This is a genomic window from Mesorhizobium sp. Cs1299R1N1 (assembly GCF_037179655.1).
Classification (GTDB): Bacteria; Pseudomonadota; Alphaproteobacteria; order Rhizobiales; family Rhizobiaceae; genus Mesorhizobium; species Mesorhizobium salmacidum.
This window is the reverse complement of record NZ_JAPYKR010000010.1, coordinates 178,348-193,301: the sequence shown is the minus strand read 5'-3', so window position 1 is coordinate 193,301 and position 14,954 is coordinate 178,348. Positions and strand designations below refer to the sequence as shown.

Sequence of the window (14,954 nt, the reverse complement as noted above, 5' to 3'; positions counted from 1 at the left end):
TGCCGGGTGCAGCGGATCCGAAATTCGCATAAGCAGAAACTCAGATCCAGCGCACCGGGACTCAACCCAAGCCGATGCAAAATCGCTTCCTGCCCTATCTCCTGACCTTGCCCAGCCTGTTCCTGGCGGCGGTGGTCATCTTCTGGCCGGTCTGGGACCTGATCCAGATTGCGACGCATGACGTCAACCGCTTCGGTCAGTTGCGCGAGTTCAGCGGCCTTGCCAATTTCGCCGCGCTGACGGCCGATCCCGATTTCGTCGCCGCGCTCTGGCGCACCGGGCTGTGGACCGTGCTGGTGGTCGGCGGCGCACTGCTGCTCTCGATCCCGGTGGCGATGATCCTCAACACCGATTTCTATGGCCGGGGCCTTGCCCGTGTCATCATCATGCTGCCCTGGGCGGTGTCGCTGACCATGACGGCGGTGGTCTGGCGCTGGGCGCTGAGCGGCGAAAGCGGCATGCTGAATTCGGCGCTGATCGGGCTTGGCCTGATCGACCACAACATCCAGTGGCTGGCACAGGCCGGAACCGCCTTTCCGATGCAGGTTCTGATCGGCATCTTGGTGACGGTGCCGTTCACCACCACGATCTTCCTCGGCGGCCTGTCGTCGATCCCGGACGATCTCTACGAGGCGGCCGCACTGGAGGGGGCAACGCCGCTGCAGCAGTTCCGCGAGATCACCTTTCCGCTGCTGAAGCCGTTCATCAACATCGCCATCGTGCTCAACACCATCTACGTCTTCAACTCGTTCCCGATCATCTGGGTGATGACGCAGGGCGGGCCGGCCAACTCGACCGACATCCTGGTCACCCATCTCTACAAGCTCGCGTTCCGCATCGGCAAACTCGGCGAGGCTTCGGCGGTGTCGCTGGTGATGTTCGCCATATTGCTGATCTTCACCATGATCTATGTGCGTCTCGCCATGCGGGAGCAGCGCGCATGACTGGCAAGCTGAAGCGCACCATCATCGCCTGGCTGTTGCTGGCGCCCTTGATCGTGGTGACGATCTTTCCCTTCGCGGTGATGTTCCTGACGGCGGTCAAGCCACGGACCGAGGTGCTGACACCCACATGGTGGCCGAGCGAGTTCCGCTGGTCGAATTTTTCCGACATGTGGGTGGCGACCGGCTTCGGCCAGGCGCTGGCCAATTCACTCTATGTCTCGGTGATCGCCACCGTCGGCGCGATCTTGATCTCGGTGCCGGCGGCTTATGCGATGTCGCGCTTTCGCTTTGCCGGTTACGGCGCCTTCCGCCAGTTCCTGCTGATCTCGCAGATGATCTCGCCGATCGTGCTGGTGCTCGGCCTGTTCCGGTTGATGGCCGCCTGGGGGCTGGTCGAATCGACCACCGCGCTCGGCTTCATCTACATGGCCTTCAACGTCGCCTTCACGGTCTGGATGCTGCAGAGCTATTTCGACACCATTCCGCGTGACCTCGAGGAGGCGGCCTGGATGGAAGGCGCCGGCCGCTGGCTGACGCTGCGCAAAGTGTTTCTGCCGCTCTGCCTGCCGGCGATCGCGGTGACGGCGATCTTCACCTTCATCAACGCCTGGAACGAATTCGTCGTGGCGCTGACCATGCTGCGCAGCCAGGAGAGCTACACGCTGCCGATCCAGGTGTTCTCGTTGGTCGCCGGCCGCTACACGATCGAATGGCATCACGTCATGGCCGCGACGCTGCTGGCAACTTTGCCGGTGGCGATCCTGTTCATCTGGTTGCAGCGTTATCTCGTCCGGGGGCTGGCGCTCGGGGCGGTCAAGTAGCGATCCCAGCAAGTCCAGGAAAAGTGCACAGCGGTTTTCCGTCCGGAATTGCGAAAAACAAGAAGTCTACGGAGCTTTCATGCGCGTCTTCACCGCCTCGCTGGCGACGGAAACAAACACTTTCTCGCCGGTGCCGACCGACCGGGCCTCGTTCGAAATGGCGTTCTATGCCGGGCCGGGCAAGCATCCGGAAACCCCGACCCTGTGTTCCTCGCCGATCGTGGCGCTGCGCCGTCGCGCGGCCGCGGAAGGTCTGACCGTGATCGAGGGCACCGCGACCTGGGCCGAGCCGGGCGGCCTGGTGCAGCGGCAGACTTATGAAGCGCTGCGCGACGAGATACTCGGCCAGCTCAAGGCGGCACTCCCGGTCGATGCCGTCATTTTGGGCCTGCATGGCGCCATGGTGGCGCAGGGTTATGATGATTGCGAGGGCGATCTGCTGGAGCGCGTGCGCGGCATCGTCGGGCCTGGCGTGGTGATCGCCTGCGAGTTCGATCCGCACAGCCATCTGACGCCGAAGCGCGTGGCGGCGTCCGACATCATGGCCTACTTCCTCGAATTCCCGCACACCGATTTCTACGAGCGCGGCGAGCACGTCGTCGAACTTGGACTTGCCGCGGCGCGCGGCGAGATCAAACCCGTCATCTCGACCTTCGACTGCCGCATGATCCAGGTGCTGCCGACCAGCCGCGAACCGATGCGCTCCTTCGTCGACCGCATCAAGGCGCTGCACGGCAAGGACGGCGTGCTGTCGGTCTCGGTCATCCATGGCTTCATGGCCGCGGACGTGCCCGAAATGGGCACGCGCATCCTTGTCGTCACCAGCGATGACAAGGCCAAAGGCGATGCGCTGGCCGAGCGGCTAGGACGCGAGCTCTATGCCATGCGCGAAACGACGGCGATGACGATGCTGAGTGCGGCCGACGGCATCGATCGGGCGCTGGCCGTTCGCGCCGAAAATCCCGGCAAGCCCGTGGTCATCGCCGACATCTGGGATAATCCCGGTGGCGGCGTTCCCGGCGACGGCACCATCGTGCTGCGCGAACTGCTGGCGCGGGGCATCACAAGCGTCGGCGTGGCGACGATCTGGGATCCGATCGCGGTGACTTTCTGCCAGGCAGCGGGCGAGGGCGCGGTCATCGACCTGCGCTTCGGCGGCAAGGCCGGGCCGCAGGCGGGCGAGCCGATCGACGCGCACGTCACTGTATTAAAGGCTGTCAGCGAAGGCTGGCAGAGTTTCGGGCCGAGCCGCGTGACATTGGGACCGTCAGCGGTGGTGCGCATCGAGGGCACCGAGATCGATGTGATCCTGAACACCAATCGCACGCAGACCTTCGAGCCGGATGTCTTTTCCAACATCGGCGTCGATCCGCTGACGAAGGACATACTGCTGATCAAATCAACGAATCATTTCTACGCCGGCTTCGAGCCGATCGCCGCCGAGATCATCTATGTCGCGGCGCCGAGTTCGTATCCCAGCAATCCGGCGGCGACGAATTACACGAAGCTGACCCGGCCAGTGTGGCCAAGGGTGGCTGACCCTTGGGCGGGTGCCGCGGGCGACGCTGCCAATCTCCCCCCTCGTGGGGGAGATGCCCGGCAGGGCAGAGGGGGGCGCGAAGGATCGCGGCACCGATAGTCTTGGGACAACAAGAAACCTGCGAAGGTCGAAATTGCAAACAGCGACAGGCTGGCGGGACAGCGCCCCCCTCTGGCCTGCCGGCCATCTCCCCCACGAGGGGGGAGATCGGCTAATCACACCAATCCGCGCTTGACCATCATTGCTTCCGGCGAAGGCATCTTGCCGCGAAACGTCGTGTAAAGCTCTTCGGGGTCCTTCGAGCCGCCGGCTGCATAGATGTTCTTCCTCAGCCGCTCGGCCAGCGCCGGGTTGAAGGGATCGCCTGTTTCCTCGAAGGCGGCGAAGGCATCGGCGTCGAGCACCTCGGACCACATGTAGGAATAATAGCCGGCCGAATAGCCCTCGCCCGCAAAGACATGGCCGAAATGCGGGGTGCGATGGCGCATGGCGATAATGTCGGGCATGTCGAGCCTTTCCAATGTTTCGGCCTCGAAACGAAGCGGCTCCTCCGGCGCATCGGGCCGTGCATGGTAGGCCATGTCGATCAAGGCAGAAGCGGTGAACTCGACGGTGGCGAAGCCGGCGCCGAAAGTGCGCGTGGCCAGCATCTTGTCGAGCAGCGCCTGCGGCATCGGCTTGCCGGTCTTGACATGCAGCGCGTGCTTTTCCAGCACCGCCGGCACCGTCAGCCAGTGCTCGTAGAGCTGCGAGGGCAATTCAACGAAGTCGCGGCTGACCGAGGTGCCGGACACCGACGGCCAGGTAACGTCGGTCAGCATGCCATGCAGCGCATGGCCAAACTCGTGGAACAAGGTCTTCGCTTCGTCGACCGACAGCAGGGCCGGTTCGCCCGCCGGCGGCTTGGCGAAGTTCATGATGTTGTAGATCACCGGCTGCGAGCCATGCCCGAGCTTGTAGCCGGACTTCAGCGCGCTCATCCAGGCGCCGGAACGCTTCGAGGGCCGCGCGAAATAGTCGGCCAGGAACAGGCCGCGCTCGCTGCCGTCGGCGTTCTTCACTACGAAGACGCGCGCGTCCGGATGCCAGGCGGCGATGCCTTTCTTCTCCTGGAAGGTGATGCCGAACAGCCGTGTCGCCACGTCGAAACAGGCATCGATGACGCGGTCGAGCTGCAGATAGGGTTTCAGCTCCGCCTCGTCGAAAGCGAACTTTTCCGCGCGCAGCTTCTCCTGGTAGAAACGCCAGTCCCAGGCAGCGAATTTTTCGTTGCTGCCGGCCTCGGCCGCCAGCCGCTCCAGCTCCTTCTGGTCGGCGGCGGCTTTTTCCAGCGCCTTTTCCCAGACCGGATCGAGCAGCGCATGCACCGCCATCGGCGTCTTGGCCATGGTGTCGTCGAGCTTGAGCGCGGCGAAGGAGGCGTAGCCGAGCAGCTTCGCCTTTTCGGCGCGCAGCTTCAGCATGTCGCGCACCACGGTCGTGTTGTCGGACGCGCCGCCATTCTGGCCGCGCATGGTGAAGGCGCGATAGGCGATTTCGCGCAGGTCGCGGCGTTCCGAGAAGGTCGTGAACGGCTCGTAGATCGAGCGCGACAGGGTGACGGCGTAGCGGCCCTTCTGGCCGCGCATCTCGGCGGCCTCGGCCATCGAACTTTTCACGAAATCCGGCAGGCCGGCGAGGTCGGCCTCGTCGAGGAACAGCGCCCAGTCGCGCTCGTCGGCCAGCACGTTCTGACCGAAAGTCGTGCCGAGCGACGACAGCTCCTCGTTGATCTTGGCCAATCGTATCTTGCCGTCGGCGTCGAGTTTGGCGCCGGAACGCACGAAGCCTTTCCAGGTCTTCTCCAGGACGCGCAGCGTCTCGGGATCGAGCTTAAGAGCTTCGCGGCGCTGGTAGAGGTCGTCGATGCGGGCAAACAGCTTCTCGTTCATAGAGATCGCTGAGAAGTGCCTCGACATCTTCGGCGAAATGTCGCGCTCCAGCGCCTGGATCGTCTCGTTGGTATAAGCGCCGGCGCGGCACCAGAAGATCGACGAGACATGATCGAGCGCCTCGCCGCCAAGTTCCAGCGCGGCAAGCGTGTTCTCGATGGTCGGTACTTCCTTGTTGGTGGCGATCGCGTCTATCTCCGCCTCATGCGCCTTCAGCGCGGCGTCGAAGACGGGGGAAAAATCACCGTCGCCAATATGGGCAAAATCGGGCAGACCGAGCGGGCCTCGCCACGCGGTCAACGGATGGGCGGCAAGATCGACGACTTTCGTGGAGGACATGGAGGGTCTTTCGCTGGCGTCAGGAAGGAGGGTATCACCGATGTAGGACGCGGCCCGCAGGCCCGCAATATACCAGTTGGCCGCTCCGTCTCAGTAGCCCTCGCAGGTTTCGGCGATCGCGGCTTGCGAGCTGGCGGTGATGCGGTTGTCGCTCACCGCGAAGGTTTCCTGCATCAGCATGTCATTGTTGGGGAAATCGTAGCAGGCGATCACGGTGGTGACCCCGCCTTCGCTCTTCTCGATGCGGTGGCGGATAGCAGCACCGGCAACCGCACCTTTCCATTCGTCGAGCGAAGCGATGAATTCCTGTTTGCTCTGGACGACGCCGAGGTCGTCGAGCTTGATGCGGACGTCGTCGGCGAGCAGGTCCGCCAGTTCGGTGCGATCGGCGACCAGCAGCGCCGAATACCAGCGGCTGATGATGGCGCGGTCATCGGCGCGCGCGGCCATGATCGCCAACAGCAACACGGCCGCCGTAAAAACGACCGGCCGGCCGTCCGTCAGCCGGCGCGCGGCCCCGTTCATTCAAGCACCGGCCGCTCGAAATCGCCGGTCTCCTTGTTCATCACCCAGAGCTCGCCGGTCGAAATGTCGAACCATGCTCCGTGCAGCGACAGCCGCCCCTTGCCCTCGAGGATCGAGACGCAGGGAAAGGTCCTGAGATTGGCGATGGAATAGCGGACCGAGATGCGCTCGAGTGCCGTCTGGCGCTCCGTCGCCGTCATGAAGGTGCTGGCCGATACCGTCTCGGCCGCCGGCGCGATCAGGCTCATCCATTTGCCGATGAAGTCGCCAGGAGACAGCGGCGCGGAATTGGGGTCGAGCGCGGCGCGGATGCCGCCGCAGCGGCCGTGGCCCATGACGACGATGTTCTTGACCTTGAGGCTCTGCACGGCGAATTCGAGCGCCGCCGAGGTCGAATGAAACTCGCCGTCCGGCTCGTAAGGCGGCACCAGGTTGCCGACATTGCGCAGCACGAAGAGTTCGCCGGGGCCGGCGTCGAAGATCGCCTCGGGGGCGGAGCGCGAATCGCAACAGGCGACGATCATTGTCTCGGGCGCCTGGCCTTCGCGGGCGAGCTCGCGATAGCGGCCGCTCTCGGTGGGGTAGCGGCCGTTCATGAAATTGCGGTAGCCGGCGAGGAGGTGGTCGGGAAGATGCGGCATGGGCGGCTAAGGCCTTTCCGGTTGGAGGCGGAAGCTCGTTGCGGTCGAGGAAAGGCTCTAACGGTAAAAGCCCGCAGCGAGCAATGCAGAATTGCGGGGGCTGGCCATAAATGCCATGCGCCAAAGCGGGAACGCCCGCCGACTTGGTCACGCCCAGATGGCGACCGGTATGCCAAAACCGTCAGCGAGCGGCGGGTTGGGAAACGGCTTTGCTTCGCCACTGGCGATGCGGCCGGCGATCAGCATCATGGCCGCCGCATCGAGGAAATCGTCGGCGGCCGCACCATTTGGCGGCGGCTGCTCGAGGAAATCCATGTCATAGCCGTGCCGGCAAAGCAGCGCCTTGCGTTCCGCCATGCCGGCTGGATTGACGCTGCCCTTGATCTTCTTCGGCAACAGCATGGCCCGATCGCCGTTCAGGCGGCAGAAGGCGACTTCCGGGTGCGATTCGAAGACACGGCCGCGCAGCTCGGGCCGCGCGATCAGCAGCTCGTCGATCTCGCGGATTTTCGAGAAGATGCCGAAGGCCTGGATGGAAACGCCGCGCGGAGGGTCCGATGTGATCCTGGCCACCTCGCTTGCCCTGATATGTGCCGCGTACCAGGCTTCGGTCGTGGTGAAGCCGCTGGTGTCGGCATAGAGCGCGGCTCGCGACGGGATCGAAAAGACGCTGGACTGGCGCGCACCGAGCAGCGGCCGCACCAGCGCTTCCGGCCCGCGCCCACCTTTGCTGGAAAATTCGGGCAGGCCGATCGGCATGTCGACGGCGACGATCGCGTCGTCGGGGATTGCCGCCAGCAGGGCGGCGAAGGTGGGGAAGACATCGACCGAAGGCGCGGCGTAGGGGTTACGAGGTGTCGAACCGGGTTCGCGCAGCACGGCGATCCAGCCGGCCTTGCAGCCATCGGCGCCGACGAGCACGACTTTGGCCGGGGTCACGCCCGGCGGTCCCGCCCCGGATGCGTGAGGTGGCGCAGCTGGACCATGGCCATCGGGTGCGACAGGCTCTGCGCATCGGTCTCCAGCTGCAGCTCGTCGCCGCCGCGTTTTGCCGTGCGCGCCAGGATCTCGTAGACCGCCGCCGTGGTCGACTGCAGCGCCTTGATCGCCGGCTGGCCGGACAGGATGCGCGCCAGGTAGACCGCCGCGGTCAGGTCGCCAAGGCCGTTCGGCGGCTTGTCGATCAGACGGTGTTCGGCGAGCAGCGCCTGGGTGCCGTCGAGCAGCAGATTGCCGGTGCCGCCTGAAATCATCGACGGTGCCGAGGTGACCAGCATGGTCGACGGTCCCGCATGGAGTGCCGCCGAGATCACCGATTTCAAGTCGGGCAGCGGCGCGCCGGCCATCCATTCCAGCTCATAGCGGTTGGGAGTGGCGATGTCGGCGATCGGCATCAGCCGGTCGCGCATGACGGCGGCGGTGGGCTCGGGCACATAGAGGCCACCGGAATCACCCATCACCGGATCGCAGATATAGACGGCGTCGGGCGTCCTCGCCTTGACCGCGGCGACCAGAGAGGCGACCGCCTCTGCCTGGCCGGCTTCGCCCAGATAGCCCGACAGCACGGCACCGACTTCACCGAGCCACGGCGCGCGCTCCAGATCGGCCATCAGCGCCTTGAACTGGTCGAGCGGCGGCACGATGCGGGTCGCGCGGCCATGGCCGGGATGCCAGGGCAGGATGATTGTCGGCACCGCCCAGACCGGAAAGCCCAGCGTCTCCAGCGCGAAGACGGCGGCACGGTTGCCGACCGAGCCACGCGCGACATGGCTGGAAATGACGATGACCGCGCGCGGCGCGTCGGTTTTTTTGGCGCTCATTGTTTTTTTGATTCCTAGCTGCCCCGGGTGAGGAAAAGCACGAGCCAGACCATCAAGCCCAGCGCCAGAAGCAGGCCGAGTATCCTGCCAACGCGCGTACCCCAGACTTCGATCGGGTCAGAGCGGTCGGCATCGGCCGCGGAGACGTGGTCGCGCATGCCTTTTGTCGTCCGTGCCACGAAAGAGTTGCCGGCCGGATCGGTCTCCTGCGCGACGCGCTGGAGGATACGGCGCGATTCCCTGTCGCTGTCCTGGCCTTCCGGCATGATGATGTCCCGTTTTGGTGGAACCTTATCGCGTTCGCGCGGCCAATCACAGGGCCTTGCGCGGGGGCGATCCATGCCGGGCCTGATGCAGAGGTCGTGGCCGTTTTCTTGCGCGCCGATTGTGGTAATGCTTCGGATGCAACTTCTATCGAGGGACCCCCATCATGCTTGCCCAGCGCCTTGCTCGACCATCGACATTCCGCACGCTGCCCGCCTTCCTGATGATGGCAATCGTGCTGCCGCTGCTTGCCGGCTGCGGCTACAACACGATCCCGACGGCGGAAGAAAACGCCAGGGCGGCATGGAGCGAGGTGTTGAACCAGTACCAGCGCCGCGCCGACCTCATCCCCAATCTGGTCGAGACGGTCAAAGGCTATGCCTCGCATGAAAAGGACACGCTCGACGCCGTTGTCCAGGCGCGGGCCAAGGCGACGCAGATCACGGTGACGCCGGAAACGCTGAAGGATCCGGAAGCGCTCAAGAAGTTCCAGGATGCCCAGGCAGGGCTGACCAGCGCGCTGTCGCGGCTGATCGCGGTGTCGGAGGCCTATCCCGACCTCAAGGCCAACCAGAATTTCCTGGCGCTGCAGGCGCAGCTCGAAGGCACGGAGAACCGCATCGCGGTGGCGCGTCGCGACTACATCCAGGCCGTCAGGGACTACAATCTGACGCTGAAGACGTTCCCGTCGGTGCTGTGGGCGACCTTCTGGTTCCGCGGCAGCGAGCCCTTCGCCAACTTCACCGTAGAGGAAGACAAGATGCAGCCGCCGAAAGTCGATTTCGGCACGAAACAGGGTGGGTGAACGGCGACTGTCATCGGAATAAATTCCGTGAAAAGACGGATCGCTGGCGTGCAAACACCCCCCTCTGCCCTGCCGGACACCTCTCCCTCAAAGGGGATTGGCAGCTTTGCGGCCGGCTTCCGCTCTCAATCCCTGGCGATTGGCGAAACCCTGTATGACATCCAATCTCTCCCCTTGAGGAGGGGGAGATGTCCGGCAGGACAGAGGGGGGCGCGACAGAACGCCAACCTGGCTGTTCTTGGTGCGTTATTCTATCTTTTCCTCCTCTTGCCCCTAACCGCCTTCGCTGCCGATCTGCCGGCGCTCACGGGCCGCGTGGTCGACAATGCCGGCATCATCGATGCCGCGACCAAGGCGGCGCTGACGCAGAAGCTGGCGGACTTCGAAACCAAGGGCTCGGACCAGATCGTCGTCGCCACCATCCCCAGCCTCGGCGGCGAGGAGATCGAACCCTATGCCAACCGGCTGTTCCGCTTCTGGAAACTGGGGCAGGCCAAGGAGAACAACGGCGTCCTGCTTCTGGTCGCGCCCAACGACCGCAGGATGCGCATCGAGGTCGGCTATGGGCTGGAAGGCACGCTGACCGACCTGCACACCAAGCTGATCATCGAGAACGACATGGTGCCGGCCTTCCGCGCCGGCGATTTCTCCGGCGGCATCTCGAAGGCCGTCGCCGACATGGTCATGGTGCTGGAAGGCAATCCCGAGGAGCTGGAGGCGCGCGGCAAGCGCAATCCCGCCGACAGCAGCACTCCCATCGACCCGATCGCCGCCATGTTCCTGATCCTGTGGGCGACGATGTTCTTCGGCGGCCTGGCAATGGCGTTCCTGCCGCCGATCTTCGGCCAGAAGCTTGGACCCGGACGCTATCGCTGGCTCGGCATGACCTTCGAGCCGCACCGGCGGTCCTCATCCGGGGGCGGCTGGTCCTCGGGCAGTTCCGGCGGCGGCTGGTCTTCGGGTGGCGGGGGTGGCGGTTTTTCGGGCGGCGGCGGTTCGTCCGGCGGCGGCGGCTCCTCGGGAGGCTGGTAAGGGCATGACGACGCGCAGCATCAGCCTGTTGAGGTCCGGCCGCCTTATCCCGGCAATCCATGCTGTCCTGATGGTTTTGGCGCTACTGCTGTCCAGCTTCGCGGGTTTCGCCGCCGAACTGCCTGTTCTGACCGGCCGCGTGGTCGACAATGCCGGCATCATCGACGCCGCGACCAAGGCGGCGCTGACGCAGAAGCTGGCGGACTTCGAAACCAAGGGCTCGGACCAGATCGTCGTCGCCACTATCCCCAGCCTCGGCGGCGAGGAGATCGAACCCTACGCCAACCGGCTGTTCCGCTTCTGGAAGCTCGGCCAGGCCAAGGAGAACAACGGCGTCCTGCTTCTGGTCGCGCCAAACGACCGCAGGATGCGCATCGAGGTCGGCTATGGGCTGGAAGGCACGCTGACCGACCTGCACACCAAGCTGATCATCGAGAACGACATGGTGCCGGCCTTCCGCGCCGGCGATTTCTCCGGCGGCATCTCGAAGGCCGTCGCCGACATGGTCATGGTGCTGGAAGGCAATCCCGAGGAGCTGGAGGCGCGCGGCAAGCGCAATCCCGCCGACAGCAGCACTCCCATCGACCCGATCGCCGCCATGTTCCTGATCCTGTGGGCGACGATGTTCTTCGGCGGCCTGGCAATGGCGTTCCTGCCGCCGATGTTCGGCACGAAGCTGTCGCCGGGCGTGTATAGATGGCTGGGCATGACGTTTCGTTATGGCCAGGGAGCGGGCGGATCCACGCGCGGCAGCGGCTGGACGACGGGGTCGGGCGGCGGCTGGTCCTCGGGCAGTTCCGGCGGCGGGTGGTCCTCGGGGTCAAGCAGCGGCGGCGGGTTTTCGGGTGGCGGCGGCTCGTCCGGCGGGGGCGGTTCTTCAGGAAGCTGGTGAGACAAGATCATGGCAACACGACCAATCAGCCCACAGGATCATGAGCGGATCGCCGCTGCGATCCGGTCGGCGGAATCCAGGACCGACGGCGAAATCTATTGCGTCGTGGCGCATGCCAGCGATGGCTATTTCGCCCCTGCGGCCTTGATGGCGACGCTCGGCATGCTGGTCGTCAGCCTCGTGGTCGCCTATGGGCTGGAGGCCTGGTGGCTCACCATCCGCCTGCCGCATTTCGTCATCGCTGAGTTGCTGGCGCTGGCCTGCGTGCTTGCCCTGCTGTGGACGCTGCCCGGTCTGCGCATCCATATGGTGCCGCGTCGGCTGCGCTATCAGGCCGCGCATGCCAATGCGGTCAAGCAGTTCCTCGCCCGCAACGTCCACCGCACCACGGCGCGCACGGGCGTGCTGATCTTCGTCTCGATCGCCGAACGCTATGCCGAGGTGGTCGCCGATGCAGGCATCGACGCCAAAGTCGGCCAGCATGTCTGGGACGGAGTGGTGCGTGATCTCACCGCGCATGCCGGCGACGACCGGCTCGCCGACGGCTTCGCCAAGGCGATCGAGCAGGTGGGGTCGGTGCTGGCCGAGCACTTCCCGGTCACGCAAGGCGATACCAACGAGCTGGACGACCATCTGGTCGAGATCTGAAAGCTCGCGCGCAAACGCTCCTCAGCCGGATTCCTGACAGGCTTTGCTGGATGTCACCAGCGTCATGATCGTCTGTGCGAAAGCGCACCATCGGCCGCCCGGACTCTTGCAATCGGGCAATGCGGGTTTATGGTTAACAAATCATGAATACGCTGACGATCGACATTCGGAAGGCAGACCCGCGCGATGCCGGCGCCATTGCCGAGGTGCATCTGGAAGCCTGGCGGGGCGCCTATTCCGGCATCATTCCGCACCGCACGCTGACATCGATGATCAACCGCCGTGGCGCCGACTGGTGGGCGAATGCCATCCGCCGCGCGGCCACCGTGCTGGTCGTCGAGATCGGCGGCAAGATCGCCGGCTATGCGACGATCGGCAAGAACCGCGCCAAGGAACTCAAGCAGCAGGGCGAGATCTACGAATTGTACCTGCGCCCGGAATATCAGGGGATCGGGCTTGGCAGGCGGCTGTTTTCGGCGGCAAGGGCACGGCTCGCCGACCACGGGCTGAAAGGCATGGTGGTGTGGGCGCTGGAAGACAACCAGAACGCACTTGCCTTCTATGCCGGGGCCGGCGGCCGCGACATCGCCGAAGGCGTCGAGATTTTCGAGCAGAAGGCGCTCAAGAAGGTCGCCTTCGTCTGGGAGTGACCGCCGGGGGATAATCGGAAGGCGAAGTCCCCGACTCACGCAAAATCACGGCGCTGAAACATCTTGTGCCGATGATTGAACGCGTAGAACGCCATCGCGTCTCTCCGGATGCATCTAAGCACCATTCGCCGCATTGCACCATTTTGCGCCGCCCGCTATCTCCTGCCAATCGAGAGAGGGACAAAAGCCATGCGCATCGAAGCCATAGCCACTGGAAAGAATCCGCCTGACGACGTCAACGTCATCATCGAGGTGCCGATCGGCGGCGAGCCGATCAAGTACGAGATGGACAAGGAGGCCGGCACGCTGTTCGTCGACCGCTTCCTGCACACCTCGATGCGCTATCCCGGCAATTACGGCTTCGTGCCGCACACGCTGTCGGGCGATGGCGACCCGATCGACGTGCTGGTCTGCAACACGCGCGCTTTGGTGCCGGGCTGCGTCATCAACGTGCGACCTATCGGCGTGCTGATCATGGAAGACAATGCCGGCCAGGACGAGAAGATCATCGCGGTGCCGTCACCGAAGCTGACGCTGCGCTACGAGAACGTCACCGAATACACACAGCTGCCCGACATCACGCGCCAGCAGGTGCAGCACTTCTTCGAGCACTACAAGGATCTCGAACCCGGAAAATGGGTCAAGATCGAGGGCTGGCACGATTCCAAATACGCCAAGAAGATGATCATGGACGCGATCGACCGGGCGAAGGCGAGCAAGTAGGCAACCCGACTTCGTCATGCCAGGGCGGAGCAGCCGCGAAGCGGCGCTTCGGCGAACGTCCTCAGTTATCGACCCGGCCGAAAGCCGGCACGTTGCCGACCACCACGCGCTTGTCCTTGCCACAGGCGAAGCCCTTCGCCTTCTCGTCGGCGATCTTGCGTGCCTGGTCGTTGGCGGTGGGGTTGCCGGTGGCCAGAACCAGGCCGACGGTACAGCCGTCACGGGCGTCCATCTGGGCGACCTTGGCGACGAGCAGCACCTCGGTCTTCTTGGTCTCGTCCTCGGGATCGCTGATCGAGCGGCGGTGGATGACCGCGAACGGCACGGCTTTGTCGCCATTGGTTTCGATGCGCCACTCGACCTTGGTTCCGGACGAATTCAAGGCCGAAAAACTTTCCCAGGCGGACGTCATGTCGCCGCCGGGCGGAAAACCGTAGAACAGCGATTCGCGGGCGTCGTCATATCCGATCAGCACGGAATAGCCGCGATAACCGGAGCAGGCGAGGTCGGCCCAGTCGCCGTCGCCCTGCTCGGCCTGCGCATAGGTCACGCAGTCCTTCTTCCAGTCGAGGTCGGTGTAGGCGCTGGATATCTCGCCGGCTTGTGCGGCCTGGCAGAGGCCGGCGAAGGTGAGTGGGATCAACAAGCTGCGCATCGCGGAGATCTCCGTTGGAGGTCGTCCCAGCGTATCGCCAATGGCTATTTCTTCAAGCTCGCTTCGATCAGCAGGTCGGCGTTGCGGGCAACCGACTGCGCCGGTCCGCCGAGGCCGAACAGCTGGCCGCTGATATAGGCGCCTTCGATCAGCAGCAGCAGCCCGTCGCCCAGCGTGTCAGGGTCTTGCGCGCCCATCGCAGCCGCCATGGCGCGCAGGCGGCGGCGCAATTCCTGCTTGTTGGCCTCACTGACGACGCGGGCCGGATGGCTGTGGTCGGGATATTCGACCGCCGCATTGGTCATGCCGCAGCCGCGATAGTCCGCCACTTGCGTTCGCTTGCCGATCCGGGTCAGGAAAGCCTTGATCTGCGCGCGCGGCTCACCGGGATGGGCGGCAACGGCTTCATCGAAACGCTCCCAGTATTCAAGGTCGTATTGCCTGAGGTAGGAGGCGGCCAGTTCGTCCTTGGAGGGAAAGCTGCGATAGAGGCTGGGCTTGGTGACGCCGGCGCGCTTGACGATTTCGTCGACGCCGATCGCCCTGATACCTCGCCGGTAGAACAGGTCATAGGCCACGTCGAGGATCTTCTTGGCGGCTTTGGGTGGCGCGGATGCATGACCGTCTCTGATGGTCAGTTCAATATTTTTGTCGCTTGGCATCATGGGACTCGATTGACAATGTTACCGATCGGTACGATACATACTTCCACCTTGCAACGTAC

The 14,954-nt window shown here is 64.3% G+C and carries 17 protein-coding genes; 9 read left to right on the top strand and 8 right to left on the bottom strand.

Going from position 1 to position 14,954, the window contains the following annotated elements:
• Window positions 1–74 precede the first annotated feature (74 nt).
• The 3 genes from O7A70_RS22590 (at window position 75) to O7A70_RS22580 (ending at window position 3,404) form a co-directional block, all read left to right on the top strand.
• The gene (locus O7A70_RS22590; protein WP_140510780.1) at window positions 75–944 is read left to right on the top strand and encodes a carbohydrate ABC transporter permease; all 870 of its coding nucleotides are present in this window, start codon (window positions 75–77) and stop codon (window positions 942–944) included.
• Window positions 941–1,765 carry a carbohydrate ABC transporter permease gene (locus tag O7A70_RS22585; RefSeq protein WP_337142417.1) on the top strand — a complete coding sequence of 275 codons (825 nt, stop codon included), beginning with the start codon at window positions 941–943 and terminating at the stop codon, window positions 1,763–1,765. The genes O7A70_RS22590 and O7A70_RS22585 overlap by 4 nt, the downstream gene beginning before the upstream one ends.
• Window positions 1,766–1,844: 79 nt before the next feature.
• Window positions 1,845–3,404 carry a M81 family metallopeptidase gene (locus O7A70_RS22580; RefSeq protein WP_337142416.1) on the top strand — a complete coding sequence of 520 codons (1,560 nt, stop codon included), beginning with the start codon at window positions 1,845–1,847 and terminating at the stop codon, window positions 3,402–3,404.
• A 116-nt stretch (window positions 3,405–3,520) separates the two neighbouring features.
• On the opposite strand, the gene O7A70_RS22575 is transcribed toward O7A70_RS22580, so the two are convergent.
• The 6 genes from O7A70_RS22575 to O7A70_RS22550 all read right to left on the bottom strand — a co-directional run bounded on the left by O7A70_RS22575 (window position 3,521) and on the right by O7A70_RS22550 (window position 8,827).
• Window positions 3,521–5,575: a M3 family metallopeptidase gene (locus tag O7A70_RS22575; protein WP_337142415.1), complete on the bottom strand. Its 2,055-nt coding sequence runs from the start codon at window positions 5,573–5,575 to the stop codon at window positions 3,521–3,523.
• A gap of 90 nt (window positions 5,576–5,665) precedes the next feature.
• Window positions 5,666–6,100 (bottom strand): nuclear transport factor 2 family protein, encoded by a 435-nt coding sequence (locus tag O7A70_RS22570; RefSeq protein WP_337142414.1) that lies wholly within the window; start codon window positions 6,098–6,100, stop codon window positions 5,666–5,668.
• Window positions 6,097–6,741, bottom strand: coding sequence for a carbonic anhydrase (locus O7A70_RS22565; protein ID WP_337131869.1), 645 nt, complete (start codon window positions 6,739–6,741; stop codon window positions 6,097–6,099). The genes O7A70_RS22570 and O7A70_RS22565 overlap by 4 nt, the downstream gene beginning before the upstream one ends.
• Window positions 6,742–6,888: 147 nt before the next feature.
• Complete coding sequence (locus O7A70_RS22560; RefSeq protein ID WP_337142413.1) at window positions 6,889–7,680, bottom strand: DUF429 domain-containing protein; 792 nt, start codon at window positions 7,678–7,680, stop codon at window positions 6,889–6,891.
• The gene (pdxY, locus tag O7A70_RS22555; protein ID WP_337142412.1) at window positions 7,677–8,561 is read right to left on the bottom strand and encodes a pyridoxal kinase PdxY; all 885 of its coding nucleotides are present in this window, start codon (window positions 8,559–8,561) and stop codon (window positions 7,677–7,679) included. The genes O7A70_RS22560 and pdxY overlap by 4 nt, the downstream gene beginning before the upstream one ends.
• A 14-nt stretch (window positions 8,562–8,575) precedes the next feature.
• Window positions 8,576–8,827 carry a hypothetical protein gene (locus O7A70_RS22550; RefSeq protein WP_337105581.1) on the bottom strand — a complete coding sequence of 84 codons (252 nt, stop codon included), beginning with the start codon at window positions 8,825–8,827 and terminating at the stop codon, window positions 8,576–8,578.
• Between the two features lie 164 nt (window positions 8,828–8,991).
• On the opposite strand from O7A70_RS22550, the gene O7A70_RS22545 reads away from it, so the two are divergent.
• The 6 genes from O7A70_RS22545 to ppa all read left to right on the top strand — a co-directional run bounded on the left by O7A70_RS22545 (window position 8,992) and on the right by ppa (window position 13,575).
• A complete protein-coding gene (locus O7A70_RS22545) occupies window positions 8,992–9,630 on the top strand; it encodes a LemA family protein (protein WP_027144535.1) in 639 nt (212 codons plus the stop codon).
• A 228-nt stretch (window positions 9,631–9,858) separates the two neighbouring features.
• A complete protein-coding gene (locus O7A70_RS22540; RefSeq protein WP_337142497.1) occupies window positions 9,859–10,662 on the top strand; it encodes a TPM domain-containing protein in 804 nt (267 codons plus the stop codon).
• Between the two features lie 4 nt (window positions 10,663–10,666).
• Entirely contained in the window at window positions 10,667–11,554 is an 888-nt protein-coding gene (locus O7A70_RS22535; protein WP_337142411.1) for a TPM domain-containing protein, read from the top strand.
• 9 nt (window positions 11,555–11,563) lie between these two features.
• On the top strand, window positions 11,564–12,202 hold the full coding sequence (locus O7A70_RS22530) for a TPM domain-containing protein (protein ID WP_337142410.1): 639 nt from the start codon (window positions 11,564–11,566) through the stop codon (window positions 12,200–12,202).
• A 143-nt stretch (window positions 12,203–12,345) separates the two neighbouring features.
• A complete protein-coding gene (locus tag O7A70_RS22525; RefSeq protein ID WP_027146749.1) occupies window positions 12,346–12,852 on the top strand; it encodes a GNAT family N-acetyltransferase in 507 nt (168 codons plus the stop codon).
• Between the two features lie 189 nt (window positions 12,853–13,041).
• Window positions 13,042–13,575, top strand: a complete 534-nt coding sequence (gene ppa, locus O7A70_RS22520) for an inorganic diphosphatase (RefSeq protein ID WP_140503932.1) — start codon at window positions 13,042–13,044, stop codon at window positions 13,573–13,575.
• Between the two features lie 61 nt (window positions 13,576–13,636).
• Here ppa and O7A70_RS22515 read toward each other — a convergent pair whose 3' ends face one another.
• Both O7A70_RS22515 and O7A70_RS22510 read right to left on the bottom strand, forming a co-directional pair.
• Entirely contained in the window at window positions 13,637–14,230 is a 594-nt protein-coding gene (locus O7A70_RS22515) for a hypothetical protein (protein WP_337142409.1), read from the bottom strand.
• Window positions 14,231–14,274: 44 nt separating this feature from the next.
• Window positions 14,275–14,892 carry a TetR/AcrR family transcriptional regulator gene (locus tag O7A70_RS22510; RefSeq protein ID WP_337142408.1) on the bottom strand — a complete coding sequence of 206 codons (618 nt, stop codon included), beginning with the start codon at window positions 14,890–14,892 and terminating at the stop codon, window positions 14,275–14,277.
• Window positions 14,893–14,954 lie beyond the last annotated feature (62 nt).